General features: G+C 40.4%; 15 protein-coding genes. 9 read left to right on the top strand and 6 right to left on the bottom strand.

What is annotated here, in order from left to right; all coding sequences use genetic code 11:
* The first annotated feature begins 37 nt into the window (after positions 1-37).
* A complete protein-coding gene (locus FAY30_RS05305; protein ID WP_149868902.1) occupies positions 38-1,468 on the top strand; it encodes a glycoside hydrolase family 32 protein in 1,431 nt (476 codons plus the stop codon).
* Positions 1,469-1,681: 213 nt separating this feature from the next.
* Here FAY30_RS05305 and FAY30_RS05310 read toward each other — a convergent pair whose 3' ends face one another.
* The gene (locus FAY30_RS05310; protein ID WP_149868903.1) at positions 1,682-1,996 is read right to left on the bottom strand and encodes a DMT family transporter; all 315 of its coding nucleotides are present in this window, start codon (positions 1,994-1,996) and stop codon (positions 1,682-1,684) included.
* A gap of 3 nt (positions 1,997-1,999) precedes the next feature.
* A complete protein-coding gene (locus tag FAY30_RS05315; protein ID WP_149868904.1) occupies positions 2,000-2,353 on the bottom strand; it encodes a DMT family transporter in 354 nt (117 codons plus the stop codon).
* A gap of 219 nt (positions 2,354-2,572) precedes the next feature.
* Here FAY30_RS05315 and FAY30_RS05320 point away from each other — a divergent pair, with 219 nt between their 5' ends.
* Positions 2,573-2,977: a globin domain-containing protein gene (locus FAY30_RS05320; protein WP_190284826.1), complete on the top strand. Its 405-nt coding sequence runs from the start codon at positions 2,573-2,575 to the stop codon at positions 2,975-2,977.
* A 115-nt stretch (positions 2,978-3,092) separates the two neighbouring features.
* Here FAY30_RS05320 and FAY30_RS05325 read toward each other — a convergent pair whose 3' ends face one another.
* The 3 genes from FAY30_RS05325 to FAY30_RS05335 all read right to left on the bottom strand — a co-directional run bounded on the left by FAY30_RS05325 (position 3,093) and on the right by FAY30_RS05335 (position 6,238).
* Positions 3,093-4,391: an ABC transporter substrate-binding protein gene (locus FAY30_RS05325; protein ID WP_149868905.1), complete on the bottom strand. Its 1,299-nt coding sequence runs from the start codon at positions 4,389-4,391 to the stop codon at positions 3,093-3,095.
* A 93-nt stretch (positions 4,392-4,484) separates the two neighbouring features.
* The gene (locus FAY30_RS05330) at positions 4,485-5,312 is read right to left on the bottom strand and encodes a carbohydrate ABC transporter permease (RefSeq protein ID WP_149868906.1); all 828 of its coding nucleotides are present in this window, start codon (positions 5,310-5,312) and stop codon (positions 4,485-4,487) included.
* Positions 5,312-6,238: a carbohydrate ABC transporter permease gene (locus FAY30_RS05335; protein ID WP_411675486.1), complete on the bottom strand. Its 927-nt coding sequence runs from the start codon at positions 6,236-6,238 to the stop codon at positions 5,312-5,314. The genes FAY30_RS05330 and FAY30_RS05335 overlap by 1 nt, the downstream gene beginning before the upstream one ends.
* A gap of 328 nt (positions 6,239-6,566) precedes the next feature.
* Between FAY30_RS05335 and FAY30_RS05340 the strand changes: the two genes are divergently transcribed.
* Together FAY30_RS05340 and FAY30_RS05345 are read left to right on the top strand one after the other, a co-directional pair.
* A complete protein-coding gene (locus FAY30_RS05340; protein WP_223820905.1) occupies positions 6,567-8,348 on the top strand; it encodes a sensor histidine kinase in 1,782 nt (593 codons plus the stop codon).
* The gene (locus tag FAY30_RS05345) at positions 8,345-9,937 is read left to right on the top strand and encodes a response regulator (protein WP_149868909.1); all 1,593 of its coding nucleotides are present in this window, start codon (positions 8,345-8,347) and stop codon (positions 9,935-9,937) included. Before FAY30_RS05340 ends, FAY30_RS05345 begins: the two co-directional genes overlap by 4 nt.
* 74 nt (positions 9,938-10,011) lie before the next feature.
* Here FAY30_RS05345 and FAY30_RS05350 read toward each other — a convergent pair whose 3' ends face one another.
* Positions 10,012-10,785 (bottom strand): helix-turn-helix domain-containing protein, encoded by a 774-nt coding sequence (locus tag FAY30_RS05350; RefSeq protein ID WP_149868910.1) that lies wholly within the window; start codon positions 10,783-10,785, stop codon positions 10,012-10,014.
* A 128-nt stretch (positions 10,786-10,913) separates the two neighbouring features.
* Between FAY30_RS05350 and FAY30_RS05355 the strand changes: the two genes are divergently transcribed.
* The 5 genes from FAY30_RS05355 (at position 10,914) to FAY30_RS05375 (ending at position 15,528) form a co-directional block, all read left to right on the top strand.
* Positions 10,914-11,681: a sugar phosphate isomerase/epimerase family protein gene (locus tag FAY30_RS05355; protein WP_149868911.1), complete on the top strand. Its 768-nt coding sequence runs from the start codon at positions 10,914-10,916 to the stop codon at positions 11,679-11,681.
* Between the two features lie 103 nt (positions 11,682-11,784).
* Positions 11,785-12,510, top strand: a complete 726-nt coding sequence (locus FAY30_RS05360) for a ThuA domain-containing protein (RefSeq protein ID WP_149868912.1) — start codon at positions 11,785-11,787, stop codon at positions 12,508-12,510.
* Positions 12,511-12,512: 2 nt separating this feature from the next.
* The gene (locus FAY30_RS05365) at positions 12,513-13,547 is read left to right on the top strand and encodes a Gfo/Idh/MocA family protein (RefSeq protein WP_149868913.1); all 1,035 of its coding nucleotides are present in this window, start codon (positions 12,513-12,515) and stop codon (positions 13,545-13,547) included.
* A complete protein-coding gene (locus FAY30_RS05370) occupies positions 13,544-14,563 on the top strand; it encodes a Gfo/Idh/MocA family protein (RefSeq protein ID WP_190284827.1) in 1,020 nt (339 codons plus the stop codon). The genes FAY30_RS05365 and FAY30_RS05370 overlap by 4 nt, the downstream gene beginning before the upstream one ends.
* Positions 14,560-15,528 carry a sugar phosphate isomerase/epimerase family protein gene (locus tag FAY30_RS05375; protein WP_149868914.1) on the top strand — a complete coding sequence of 323 codons (969 nt, stop codon included), beginning with the start codon at positions 14,560-14,562 and terminating at the stop codon, positions 15,526-15,528. The genes FAY30_RS05370 and FAY30_RS05375 overlap by 4 nt, the downstream gene beginning before the upstream one ends.
* Positions 15,529-15,547 lie beyond the last annotated feature (19 nt).

The following is a 15,547-nucleotide window of genomic DNA, read 5'->3' on the forward strand; positions in this document are numbered from 1 at the left end:
TTTTCTTTCATAAAACATACATCAAGGAGGAGCTTGCATGACAGAAAAGGAAGTACTCCTTATAGATCAGGCATACAATGAAGTGAAAAAATATAGGCATATCGTTCAACAAGATCCTTATCGGCTAACCTATCACCTTATGCCTCCGGTAGGTCTGTTGAACGACCCAAATGGACTCATTCAAATTAACGGGGTCTATCATGTGTTTTATCAATGGAACCCATTTCAGACCGCGCATGGTGCTAAGTTTTGGGGCCATTATACATCTAGGGATATGGTCAATTGGCAGGAGGAGCCGATTGCTTTGGCTCCTAGTGAGTGGTATGAAAAAAACGGCTGTTACTCCGGAAGTGCAATAGAGTCAGATGGACATCTCTATCTATTTTACACTGGCAATGTGAAGCTGGATGACGGTACGCGTGAAACGTATCAATGCTTGGCCGTTTCTGCCGATGGCATTCATTTTGATAAAAAAGGACCGGTATTAAGGCTGCCCGAAGGATATACAGCCCACTTTCGTGATCCGAAGGTTTGGAAAAGAAATGGGCGCTGGTATATGATTATTGGTGCGCAGACATTGTCGGAGAGAGGGCTGGTAGTTTTATTTGTTTCGGACGATTTATATCATTGGCAGGAGCTTGGCGCAGTTGGCGGTTCTGGAATGAACGGTCTTGGTGATTTTGGTTATATGTGGGAGTGTCCTGATCTCATTCAATTAAACGGCAAAGAAATATTAATTGTTTCACCGCAAGGTCTGGAGCCTAGCGGCTATTTTTACCATAATATCTTTCAATCAGGCTATTTCACAGGAAAATTAGATTATAAAGCTGTTCAATTTCAGCATGGACCGTTTACAGAACTTGATCGTGGTTTTGATTTTTATGCACCGCAAACCTTTACGGATGAATCGGGACGGACGCTACTTTATGGATGGATGGGGATTACGGATGAGAGCGAACCCCACCATCCAACAATTGGAAGTAAATGGGTTCATGCTTTGACCATCCCGCGGGAACTGGATCTACGGGGGGATCATATTTTTCAAAAGCCGGTAGAGGAGCTAAAGAAGCTTCGAAATGAAGAAATGAGTCTGGAGAGCAGGAATCATGCTAGCTTGGATGGAGTGGGTTCCGCAGAGGTAGTGATTGATTTTCAATGTTCTGTTAAGGGGACATTTGAAGCGGATTTCCGTCATGAGGCCGTTCTGTTTTATGACTCACTGAAGAAGGAAATTAGTTTGAAAAGAAGGAACGTAAAAACAGGACTATGGGAAAAAAGAATTTGCTGTATTGATTCTCTTGAGAAGCTTCACATCTTTATTGATCATTCTTCGTTAGAAATTTTTATTAATGATGGGCAGGAAGTGTTTACGGCACGATATTTTCCGAATCTGGACGACAAAGAAATCAGCTTTGATGGGACGGCACCATTTAGTTTGAGAAAGTGGAACCTAGGAGGTGTGTATTGAACGGAATCATAGGTTTAGGAGAGGAAAAAGGGGCCATGACTGGCCTGCCAACGTTAGCGGAATAGAGGTTTCTAGCAGGGTGCCATTTTATAATGGTATCCTTTTTCTAACGGTTACGGTTGATAAAATAGAACGGAATGAACGATTAGCGGATCAATAATAACTCAGAGAGATACGTATGTGCATCCCCTGAGTTATTTTTAATGAAAAATTTCATGAAAATGCCTGTAATCCGATAACCCCAATGATAATTAATACAACACTAATAATACGCCCAATATTTTTCGATTCTCCAAAAAGAAGGATGTTAATCAGTACGGCACCTGCAGTCCCGATTCCGATCCAAACAATATAGGCGATACTGAGCTGTAAATAATGAAAAGATGCATATAAAAAAGCAAACGAAGCACTGAACCCGCCAATATAAAGGACGCCATTTCTTAACGTTTTTTGCTGGCTATACAATTTTAAGCCGGCGGCACCGGTGACCTCACTGGCGGCTGCTAAAAGAACAAATATCCAGCCCATACTTTAGGCAGCTCCTTTCACGGATTCTTTTTTTACCTCTGCCTTATTATCAGCTAAGTTCAGGCCGATGACCCCGATCATGATTAGCACAATAAACAAAAGCATGTTCAAATTGAAATTCCCTCCAAAAAGGAAGACATCCATTAGCACGGTTCCGACTGTTCCAACTCCTGAAAAGACGGCATAAACCGTGCCTGTAGGGAGGCTCACGCATGCTTTTGGAAGGTAGTGGAAGTCGATGGCGATAATACTAATGACAATTGCCCATTTCCACCAAGTATCAGCAGTATTAAAACCGTATACCCACATTAATTCAAATAAACAAGTTAAAACTACATAAAACCAGGCTTTATTCATTTTATTCACCTCTTGAAGCTCCCTGATATAGTCTCCTTACTATTCCCAGAGAGAATCCTTCATATTATCTTAGAATACCATACCTCCCGAAAGAGTAGTTTATTACTGCCTGTGCCTGTTTGGAAACTTTTCGGAATGGCGAATAAGTGTGATATAAATCACGAAACTCTTTCCGTTTAAACATTATAATTATTAAAACCAGGGGAAAATTAAAAGTGGATGGTGAGAAAAGTGGAATATAGTTTTAAATCTCTATATAGTGAAATCGGCGGACAGGAAACGATTGATAAGCTTGTCAATGCCTTTTATCCGCGGGTTTACGACGATCCGGAATTAGCACCTCTATTTGAAGGGGATATGGAAGAAATTAAACGAAAGCAGCGGATGTTTCTGCCGCAATTTTTAGGCGGCCCGGCCCTTTACAGCCAGGAATTTGGATCGCCGGCGATGAGAGAGCGCCATTTGCCATTTGAAGTAACACCAAGAAGGGCACAGTGCTGGCTTCGCTGCATGAGGGAGGCCTTTCAGGAGATTGGTCTCGATCAAAATCCGGCGGGACTTGCCTTTTATGACCGGTTAACACAAGTAGCCGGTATCATGGTTAACACACCTGATAGCGAGTAAGAAATGTAAAAAAGAATCCCACCCATTGACAGTAAAAAATACAGTGGGGGCGGGATTTCTAATATAATCAAAAAGAAACTCCTTTCGCTATGAAAGGAGTTTTCGCGTACCACTATTATTTCTTCAACTTAGCCCACGTTGCATCGAGAGCTTTAAGCGTTTCGTCTTTAGATTTTTGGTTGCCAACATATGCTTGTAATGTTGCACCGAATTCTTGACCTGCACCATCAGGATATTTCATGAACTGCCAAGAATAAGTTTTGCCGTCTTGTGAATATTTCTGAAGATCAGCACCTAGAGGTCCAATATCTTCTGCTTTTGCTTCAATAGTTTTGAAAGCAGGAATGTATTTGAACTCCTTTACTAATGCTTCTTTACCTTCATCAGATGAAACGATCCAGTTTAAGAAATCTTTTGCTGCTTTTTTGTCTGCTTCAGGAGCTTTGTTATACACAACCCAGTTCGTTGGTACGTCAACCATTAACTTATCTGCTTGCGCAGCATCATCTGTTAAGGCTAGTGGAATGAAGCCAACTTCCATGCCAGGGTTTAATTTATCAAGCATTGGCTGGATCCAGTTACCTTGTTGAATCATCGCTGTTTCGCCGTTAGCGAATTGTGTTACTTCTGTGTTATAGTCTGTTGTTAATGGATTTTTGTTACCATATTTAACCGTTAAATCTACAAGTTTTAAATAATCTTCGAAGTATTTGTTGCCTTCGATTTTCGTTTTACCCTCGTTTAAGCCTGGGATGAAGCTTTCATCATCAGCTTGCTGGTAAGCAAATGGAACGTTAAGACCATGGTTTGCTAATACCCACCACTCAGCATAGCCCACTGAGAAAGGCGTAATGCCCGCATCCTTTAGTTTTTTCGCTGCTGCTTCCAATTCTGAATAGGTTTTAGGAAGTTCTGTAATCCCTGCTTTTTCAAATAACTTTTTATTGTATGCGAAACCATAGCCTTCCATGTTAACAGGCTGTCCGTAGATTTTTCCATCCATTGTCATTGGTTTTAGTGCATTTTCATAAGCATCTTTTACCCAAGGCTGATCAGATAAATCTTCAAATTTATCTTTCCATGTAACAGCTTCTTGATAACCGCCGTTACCGAAGATATCAGGGGCTTTGTTAGAAGCAAATTTTGCTTTTAGAGCTGCAGAACCATCTGCACCGCCGCCGACTGATTCAATGTTAAACGTAACTTCTGGATGCTCTTTTGTATATTTATCTGTTAACGCTTTCAATTGGTCGGCAATTTCAACCTTACCGTTGAAGATATCGACTACTACTTTTCCATCTTTGCTGCCGCCGTCTTTCTTATCCCCAGAGGCACTATCGCTGTTGCCACAAGCACCTAATAGAAGTGAAGCCGATAAAATTCCCGCTGCAATTGAATATTTTTTGAAAGCCATTTGTTTTCCCTCCTGAATGTTTATATCTAATTTTTATATAAGCCCCAGCTGTCTGTTATGATTCAGCCAGCTGGGTTTGATCCCAAAAGTAAGTTATTTGATCGAACCGCTGGTGATACCCTTGATAATATGTTTTTGCATTGTGAAGAAGAAAATTAACAAAGGGATGATACCAAGAACAAGTGCTGCCAGTGCTAAATCCCATTGCTTTGTATACTGGCCAAAGAAGAAAAACGTTGCTAATGGAATGGTTCTTAATCCAGGATCCTGAAGGACCAGTGATGGTAATAAGTAGTCATTCCAGATCCATAAGCTGTTAAGGATGACAATGGTGACCGTAATTGGTTTTAACAATGGAAACACAATTCTCCAGAACACGCCGAACCTTGAACATCCATCAATGATGGCGGCTTCTTCAAGTTCAATTGGGATACCTTTAACAAAACCGTGATATAAGAAGATGGTCATTCCGGATCCAAATCCAAGGTACATGATAACAAGACCCCAAATGCTATTTAACATTCCCAAATTGCCTGCTGTTTTGATCAGCGGAATCATTATCGATTGAAAGGGAATGATCATCGCTGCAACGAAAGTCATAAAAATCACATTACTGATTTTCTTTTTTGTTCGAACCAGCATGTATGCTGCCATTGAACAAAAGACAACTAAAACAACATTACTTACAACCGTGATAATCAAAGAATTTGTAAATACTTTTAGATAATCTAATTTTTCGAATGCATTTACATAGTTATCTAGCATTAATACCTTTGGTAAAGCAGATGTGTTACTTAATATTTCAGCGAACGGTTTCAGAGAGTTTGTAATCAAATAATAGAATGGAATTAAAAAGACAAGACCAAGCACGATGGCAAGGATTTCGCCAATAAAAGTCTTACCTGTATACCTGTTTCCCATTATGATTCAACCTCCCTCTTCTTCGAAATCGTTACTTGAAGGACGGTAATCGCCGCAACAACGATGAAGAAAATCAATGCCTTTGCTTCACCAATTCCATAACGGTTATTGACGAAAGCTTCAGTGTAAATATTAAGCGCTAACATCTCAGTTGATTTAAATGGACCACCGTTCGTTAACGACAGGTTAGCGTCGAAAATCTTAAATGATGAAGCTGTTGTTAAGAATAAGCAGATGGTAACGGCTGGTGCAACTAGCGGCATCGTGATGTGTCTTAGAATCTGCCATCTATTTGCTCCATCTATTTTCGCCGCTTCGATTAATTCCTGCGGGACGTTTTGCAAGGCGGCAATATAGATAATCATGATATAACCAGCACCCTGCCAAACACTAACAATCACAATTCCCCAAAAAGCTGTATTCGCATCCCCTAGCCATGCTAATTCAAAAAATGGAATCCCTGTTAATTGGCCGATGGAAGCAAAACCTTTCACAAAAATAAACTGCCAGATAAATCCTAGTAACAGACCACCAACCATGTTCGGCATGAAGAAAACGGTGCGCAGAACGTTACTTGTCTTCAACTTTTGGGTGACTAGCAGGGCTAATCCAAACCCGATCAGATTCGTTAAAATAATAGCTACTACTGTATATTTCGTAGTAAGTAGGAAGGACTGCTGGAATTGCTTGTCCTCGGTAAATAAGTATTTAAAGTTATCTAGTCCAACCCATTTAATGTTACCAGTTATTCCGTTCCAGTCGGTAAAGGAATAATAAATACCTGTAAAGAAAGGGACAAGGACGATTAAGGTAAATGCAAGGAAGACCGGACCGACAAATAGGGCGAATAACCCTGCGTCTTTCAGCTTTTTCTTTCTATTTAAAGAAACTGACTCTTTGACATTTTTCTTCGTTCGTTCATTCATGACCGTATTCTTTATGGTTTCTACTTTACTTTGGTTATTCACGACTGCACCTCCTATACCTTAATTTTAGTGATTTTAGAAAATTATGAAACGGCTTACATTGACCAATAGGGTGGAAAATATTGAACTGTAATTTTCACCATCAATCCAAACAATATTCTCCATCAATATGAAAGGCTTGGTTAAATTATGGTACTATAAGGGAAAATCTTCTTTTTCAAATGAATTTACAACAAGCTGGCGGGGAGGAAGGTTAGTCTTGATTCAAGATGAACACTAACCGATCAATATGGGATGGAGCATTCGGAAAAAGTTAATCATTTTTTTAATGGCAGTAACGGTTCTCCCTTTTGGAAGCTCCATCGCCATTACCTATTATCAGACGACCCAATCACTTAATAATCGATTTGTTTCAACAAACCATGAGCTGATCGAAAAAGGTGAGGAAGAGCTTACCGTTTATTTAGACGATGTGGCACAAATGTCTACCGTTCTTTACCGCTATACACCGTTTATGAATGTGATGCGGGATGGGATTTCACAGGACTTTATTACAAGTCAAGAGGAAGTACGAAGAGCGCTTGCCTATTTATTTAATTCCCGACCTGAAATTGAACAAATGCATCTTTATATTGATAAAGGAAAAGATTCGTATACCAATTATCATTCAAGAATTAGCGGCAGAGGGAAGTATGAACATATTTTTTCGCATCCTTACTACGCCCGGCTGCATCACTCCAGCGATTTTTCGGTGATACAGCCGCCTCATGAAATATATAGTTATAATCATCAATCAGTCATTCCTAACTCTCAAAAAAAGGATGTACTAAGCTTTCATAATATCTTGCTTGACGTTCCGTCCGACCGATTTTTAGGTTTTTTATCGATTGATATTAATCTTTCAAAAATAAGTGCGATTGCCGATCGATTATACACAAAAGATATAGAAGATCTTTATATAATGGATGAGAATGGAACGATTATTTACGCATCTGAGGAAAAGGAAATCGGAAAAAAGAATAATGAAAATTGGTTTAAACATGTGAAGCAGAGACCGCAAGAGGAAAAAAGCGTTGAATGGAAGGATAAACAATTTTCAGGTGTCATTGTCTCTGAAAGATTTTCGGCTCCATATAAGAATTGGTATATTGTAAAACGTATTCCATATGATGTCCTTTATCAAGGTGCCAGACAAACAGCGTTCATTAATATTGTGATAGGTTTGATTACACTTGTGGTTGTTTTATTTGCCACCATGGCGGTTTCCTTTAAGCTCACTGCTCCAATTAAAGTATTGATTGGCAATATGAAAAAAGTTGAGAAGGGTGAGTTTGAGGCTGATTTTGACTCGTTAGGGAATGATGAAATCGGTATGCTCGGACGCCATTTCAAACGTATGCTTGATCAAATTAATGAACTGATTTTACGTGAATATAAATTAGAACTTGAAAATAAATCCTCACAGCTTCGGGTACTGCAATCGCAAATCAATCCGCATTTTTTATATAATGCCTTTCAGTCGATTGGAACCTTGGCGCTGAAAATGAAAGCAGTCCCAGTGTATTCGTTATTAACATCATTATCAAACATTATGAGATACAGCATGAATATGAAGGAAGATATTGTTCCGTTTGAAAAAGAGATAAAGCATGTTGAGGCCTACCTATCATTACAAAAACAACGATTTGACGAACAGCTTGATTTTCATATTTCAGTTGAGAAAGAGGTAGAAGGGATTCTTGTCCCGAAAATGATCCTTCAGCCGATTGTAGAAAATTGTTTTAAGCATGGATTTGATCAACAGGTCGAAAAAGAAGTGATTCATATCGAGGCCACTTTAAATGTTGAAGATATGGTTTGTATCTTTGTCAAGGACAATGGGATTGGCGTAACAGAAGAGCAGCTAGTAAGAATTCGCCAAGAATTGTTTGAAGGCCGCATTCTAGAAGGCAATCAGAGGGAATCAATCGGTTTAAAAAATATCTATGACCGTCTGCAAATTTATTATGGTACTGAGGCTGTTATGTCTGTTGACAGCTTGGAAAAAGGCGGGTTTATGGTTACGATCCAGATTCCAAGGGTTATGCAAAAAGAGGTGGAGCATTCATGAAAGTTTTAATCGTTGATGATGAAAAACATGTTCGCGAAGGTATTAAGCTGCTAGGGGAATGGGAGCAGAATGGGATTACGGAAATTTTTGAGGCAGGGAATGGAGAAGAAGCCATTCAACTGATTCAAACACACAAACCGCAGATTATTTTTTCAGATATGAAGATGCCAAAAATGGATGGCACGCTGCTGTTAGAATGGATAAAGGAAAACCAGCCCGCCAGTAAAACGATTGTTGTGACCGGCTACGATGATTACCATTATATGCGAAAAGCCATTCATTTCGGGAGTATGGACTATTTGTTAAAGCCTGTCGACCCAGAGATATTAAATCATACATTGGAAAATGCCGTTAAAGAATGGAAGAAAGAAGAAAACGACAGGGAGAAAAAGGCGAGCAGCGCACAATTAATCAATGAGATGAAGCCCGTTTACCGTGACCGTAAACTAACCCAGCTAATCAACAGTGACAAAATCGAAATCGATTTGTATGAAGAATTCGGGTTTCATCCATCGCAGCAGTATACAGTTGTTCTCATCCGGATTAATCAAAAGGCGAGTAAGGCTTTTAATGGTGACCGGGACTTGACATACTTTACCATCTTAAATATTATCAATGAACTGCTTTTTGAAAGTGAATGTGGAATTGGTTTTCGATATTTGGCTAATAAGGGCGAAATTGTCATTATTTTTTGGAAACAGTTTGACCGAATTGAGGAGCTTTTAGCCCAAATTTATAAGACGATTAATAATACGATCCATATGTCCTGTCCGATTGCGATTGGAAAAACGGTTGATAAGAGCACTAGGTTGATTGATTCTTATCAGCATGCAAAACAAGTTATGCTAACTAGCAATCTTTTGAAGGAAACGGAAAACCGTGTGTATCGGCAGGATGTACTGTCAGTGGAAACGTTAAAAAGCTTGATGGTCTATACAGCAAATATCGAATTAGCTGTACAAGTAGGTGAAATCGGAGCATTTGAGGAATTGATTGAGCAAATAGCGAGGGACTATACCGAAAATCAGTATTTATCCTTAAAACAACTACTCCATTTAGAAAATGAATATTTAATGATTAGTAATCGCTGGTTTAAAACTTATACTATTACGTTGAAAGTATCGGATGATATTGAAAAACGGATGGATGTTTTTTTTGACAAGAGCGGCACCTTTCAGCTGGAAAAATATAAACAGAGGATTAAGCGGGAGATTGCGCTTTTCTTGAAAAAAGTAAAGCGGAAGACGAGTCAGAACACTAGTAATGTAATAGTTGAAATTGAAAAATACCTGCAGGCCAATTTTGACCGTGATGTGAAGCTGCAGGAAATATCAGATCACTTCTATATTAGCAGGGAATATATCTCGAGGAAGTTCAAACAAGAGTTTAATGTAAACATCTCTGATTATATCGTGAAGTTCCGCATGGAACGGGCCAAATCTTTATTGAAAAATAGTCAGTTAAAGATTTACGAAATAGCGAACATGGTTGGCTATCAGGATGATAAATACTTCCGGAAGGTGTTTAAAAAGGTGATAGGTGTTACACCGAATGAATACCGAGAAGAGTATAGCAGAAGCCAAAAATGAGCAGAGCCGATAACGGTTACTGCTCGCTTTTTTAACTTTGGAAAGCTATTTTATGAGACTCCTAAAAAAAGCAATTATTCCATCCGTCTGAATGCACCCGGCGCAATGCCATAATTCTTTTTGAACACTTTATGAAAATAAGGATAGCTGCCAAATCTACATTCTACAGCGATTTGCTCCAGTGTCATGGTCGTATACTTCATTCTATCTATAGCTGCTGCTACCCGAATTTCCTGTACGTACTCCATCATTGTCTTCCCGACATCGCTCTTGAATAAATGAACTGACCGCGAGACACTAAGTCCTGCGTGCCTAGCAACATCTTCTACTCTAAATGTTGTCATAGCATGCTCTTCAATATAGCGCATCATCTTTGTTACCGGAAAAGGATAACGGTAGGAGGGGCCAGATTCGCTGATTATCCGCTCAATGGTTAAACAGAGGGCTCTCAGTAAATAGCTAGTAAGTTCTTTATTTTGGCTGGACTCTGGGCGTCGTTTTTCAATCAGTATATATCGCCATAGGGCTAATAGCTTTTCATCGATGTCAATTCGTGTGACATCCGGCTTGGTGGAACGGCTCCACCATTCGTCTACCCATGTACCTTCAAAGATCACGTGATAATCTCCGCTGATTTGGCCCTCCTTAACTAGTAATTCATAGTGATCTCCCGGCTTAATAAGTAATAGGTCTCCTTTCCCAATCTCCATTTTTCTCCCTTTAACAACAACTTGGCAAATACCTTCCGTTTGCAGCCGAAAGAGATACGAAGGATATCCGGATTTATGCTGTGAATGATAGCCATTTGTGTGATAGGAATAACTGCAATATAGTATATTAGTCGTCATATGTTCCCTCTTATTTAAATAAAATAGCAAAATAGTAGATGTTTTCATTATATCATCTATGTTTATTTTCAAATACATATTGTAGGATGTAATCAAATAAGTGATGTTCAAAGGAGTGTTGGCTAAGGATGTCAAACATCCCAGTAGCAGTACAAATGTACACATTGCGGGAAGAAAGCGAGCAAGATTTTGCCGGCACCTTAAAAAAAGTGGCGGAGCTGGGCTTTGATGGAGTTGAGTTTGCAGGGTTTGGAGGATTGACAGCAAAAGAGGTAAAGGCGTTATTGGATGAATTTGGACTGAAGGCAGCGGCAAGCCACATACCGCTTGATGAATTGGAAAAGAATTTAGCTGGGGTTATTGAAGATCAAAAAGTATTGGAAAGTAAATATGTTGTCTGTCCATACTTAATGCCCGATTGTAGAAGTGAAGAGGATTATAAAACCTTAATTTCTTTTTTAGACCAAGCTGGGGAAACATGTCGTCGAGAAGGGATTACCCTTTGCTATCACAATCATGATTTTGAACTGGAACGATTGTCTGATGGCAGAATGGCACTTGAAGCTATTTATGATGATACAAGAGCTGATAATGTAAAGGCAGAGTTTGATGTGTATTGGCTGACAAAGGCAGGCGAAAAGCCGGTGGAATGGATCAATCGCTATCAAAATCGAATCCCGCTTATTCATTTGAAAGATATGACAACGGACGCTGAGGAATTTTTTGCAGAGCTTGGAACAGGTGGAGTTGATATAGAAGCCGTGCTTAATATTGGAGATAAAGCCGATGTCCGTTGGTGGATAGTCGAACAGGATTTTTCCCGCAGGACGCCCTTTGAAAGTATTGAAATCAGCCGGGATTACTTGAAAAAGATAGGAATGATGGAATCTATCTAGTTCAATATTTTCCACCCTATCCGACAATGTAAGCCGTTTCAATAATTCTCTCATTCTCTAAAATAAAGATAAAGCGAACAATCAAAAAGGAGTGTCAATCATCATGTTAAAAGTAACCGTATGGAATGAAAACCGTCACGAACAAAAAAATCCGGTTGTCAGAGATATATACCCGACTGGAATCCATGGAGCCATTGCCGATTTCCTTCAAGCTGAAGGATTTGAAGCGGGAACCGCTACACTGGATGAACCGGAGCACGGCTTAACAGATGAAGTACTTGCTAACACGGATGTATTAGTTTGGTGGGGGCACCTCGCTCACGGTGAAGTGAAAGATGAGATTGTTCAAAAGGTGCAGCAGCGTGTCCTTGACGGCATGGGACTGATTGTCCTACATTCTGGCCATTTTTCAAAAATCTTCAAAACATTAATGGGGACTAGCTGTGACTTGAAGTGGCGCGAAGCCGACGAAAAAGAGCGCCTATGGGTTGTAAGCCCAAGCCACCCGATTGCTGAAGGAATCTCTGAATATATCGAATTAGAAAAAGAAGAAATGTACGGTGAGCATTTTGATATCCCACAGCCAGATGAGTTGATTTTTACAAGCTGGTTTGAAGGCGGCGAAGTATTCCGCAGCGGATGTACCTACAAACGCGGAAATGGTAAGGTGTTTTATTTCCGGCCTGGTCATGAAACCTATCCGACCTATCATAATAAACAAATTCAGCGTGTCATCATTAATGCAGTGAAATGGGCACAGCCAGTGAAACGGGAACGCCCTGTTTATGGAAACGCTAAGCCTTTAGAAGAAATTAAAGGGGGAAAATAACAATGGGAAAATTAAGAATTGGGGTCATCGGATGCGGCAGTATTGCCCAGCATCGCCATCTGCCAGAATATAAAGCTAATAAAAATGTTGAGCTTATTGCTGTTTGTGACATCAATGAAGCACGTGCAAAGCAAGTAGCGGATAAGTTTGAAGCCACTGCCTATTCAAGCTATGAAGAGTTATTAAATAGCGGCACGGTTGATGCGGTCAGCGTTTGTACGCCAAACTATCTTCATGCACCCATCTCGATTGCGGCATTGGAAGCAGGTGTTCATGTTCTTTGCGAAAAACCAATGGCAACATCGAAAAGAGAAGCGGAGGCCATGATTGCAGCTGCGAAAGATAGCGGCAAAAAGTTGATGATTGCCCATAATCAGCGTTTTGTCCCTTCCCATCAAAAAGCACGCCAATTAATTGCGAGCGGTGAAATTGGCAAAATATACAGTTTCCGTACAGCCTTCGGACATGGCGGTCCGGAAGGCTGGAGTGTCGAGGGCAAGGAAGGCTGGTTTTTCCAAAAAGAAAAAGCATTTGTTGGCGCGATGGGCGATTTAGGTGTTCATAAAACAGACTTATTGCGATATGTATTAGGAGAAGAAATTACCGAAGTGGGTTCCTTTGTAGAAACGAGCGCGAAAGACTTTGCAACGGTTGATGATAATGCAGTTTGTGTATTAAAAACAGAAAGCGGAATCATCGGAACCCTTGCCGCTAGCTGGGCCTATGTAAGTAAAGAAGATAATTCTACTATTATATATGGTGAAAAGGCGATTCTTCGCTTAGAAGAAGACCCCGCCCATTCACTCGTTGTCCAATATGCGAATGGTGAAGTCGTCAAATACGAACTTGGGAAAATTCAATCCAATGATGAGGGCGGTCAAAATAATTCTCACGTGATTGAGAAGTTTGTGAAGTGCATTCTTCTTAATGAGGAGCCGCCGGTTCCTGGTGAGGAAGGGATGAAATCATTAGCGGTCATATTGGCGGCCCTTGAGTCGAATGAAACAAAACAAATTGTCAGAGTGAACGAACGATGAAAAAACTGCGAATTGGCTTAATCGGGGTCGGCGGCATTGCACAGGGCCGCCATATCCCTGCATTTCTTCAATTAAGTGATATCTGTGAAATAACAGCAGTAAGTGATGTAAACAGTGAAAGAGCTCTTGCAATCGCTGAGAAACATAGTATCCCATATGTTTTTGCGGATTATCGGGATCTATTTTCAAAAGTGGATGCCGTTTGTATTTGTACGCCAAATAAATTCCATGCTGAGATTACGATTGCTGCTTTTGAGGCAGGAGTACACGTTCTTTGCGAGAAGCCGATGGCTCTTAATGCGGATGAGTGCGAAGCGATGATAAACGCTTCGCAAAAAGCGGGCAAGGTACTGGCGATTGCCTATCATTACCGTTTTATGAAAGAAGCACAAGCGGCTAAAAAGGTGATGGGGGAAGTTGGAACACCGCTAGTGGTAAGGGTCCAGGCATTAAGACGCCGCAAAGTTCCAGGCTGGGGCGTTTTTACCAATAAAGACCTTCAAGGCGGGGGAAGCCTAATTGATTTTGGCTGCCATCTTCTTGATTTAGCCCTTTGGCTGATGGGAAACCCAAAACATATCGAGGTGTCAGGCACCACTTATAATGCGTTAAGCAGAATTCCTGATCAAGTGAACCAATGGGGAACCTTTGATCACGAATCCTTTAATGTGGATGATCATGTCACGGCTTATATGAAATTTGAAAATGGCGCATCAATGCTATTCGAAACGTCATGGGCAGCCAATATTAAAGATGATGTTGCAAATGTTAGTATTTCAGGTGTCACTGGCGGCATAAATGTATTCCCATTGGAGCTTTATACTTCAAAGAACGGAATGCTATTAAACAGCGGGGCTCCTTGGCTGCCGGGTGAGGATGATCCAGATTTACCGCAGGCAAAGAATTTTATCAACGCATGTGTCGGACTTGAAGAACTAGTGGTCAAGCCTGAAGAGGCATTGCAAGTTTCACAAATTATCGACCGAATTTATGAGAGTGGGAGGAATTCATTATGAAACTAGGTGTTTTTACCGTACTTTTTGCGGAAAAATCATTTGAAGATATGCTGGATACTGTAAAAAATGCAGGATTACAAGCGGTTGAAATTGGAACCGGCTGCTATCCGGGAAACAATCATTGTGATCTAGATACGTTATTGGAAAGTGAAGAAGCCCGCCGCAAATATATTCAGAAGGTTGAAGAGCGTGGTCTCATGATTAGTGCTTTCAGCTGCCATGGCAATCCGATTTCCCCTGAAAAGGAATTTGCTGCAAATTCTCATGAAACTCTTTTAAAGACGATTAAATTGGCTTCTTTACTTGGTGTGCCTGTAGTGAACTGTTTTTCAGGAACAGCAGGCGACCATGATGGCGCGAAATATCCAAACTGGCCTGTTACTCCATGGCCAAATGAATACGGCTCCGTTTTACAGTGGCAATGGGACGAAAAGCTGATTCCATACTGGAAAGAGGTTGGCCAATATGCCAAGGACCATAATGTGAAAATTGGTCTTGAACTTCATGGAGGTTTTTTAGTTCATACACCATATACGTTGTTAAAATTACGTGCGGAAACATGTGATGCCATTGGTGCTAATTTAGACCCAAGCCATCTATGGTGGCAGGGGATTGATCCGGTAGCAGCGATTAAAATTTTGGCAAAAGAAAATGCGATTCATCATTTCCATGCGAAAGACACATACATTGATCAGGATAATGTGAATATGTATGGATTAACGGATATGCAGCCATACGGGGAAGTGCGCTCACGTGCCTGGACTTTCCGTTCAGTTGGCTGTGGACATAGTTTAAAAGAATGGTCGGACATGATGAGCGCCCTTCGCACGTACGGTTATGATTATGTGGTCAGCATCGAGCATGAGGATCCGATTATGTCGATTGAGGAAGGCTTTAACCGGGCTGTTGTTAATTTAAAATCTGTCATAATTGAAGAACCTGTATCGCAAATGTGGTGGGTCTAACGGCTAATTTTCAAAAAGA

Origin of the sequence: Bacillus sp. S3, assembly GCF_005154805.1 — a bacterium.
Taxonomy (GTDB): Bacteria; Bacillota; Bacilli; order Bacillales; family Cytobacillaceae; genus Neobacillus.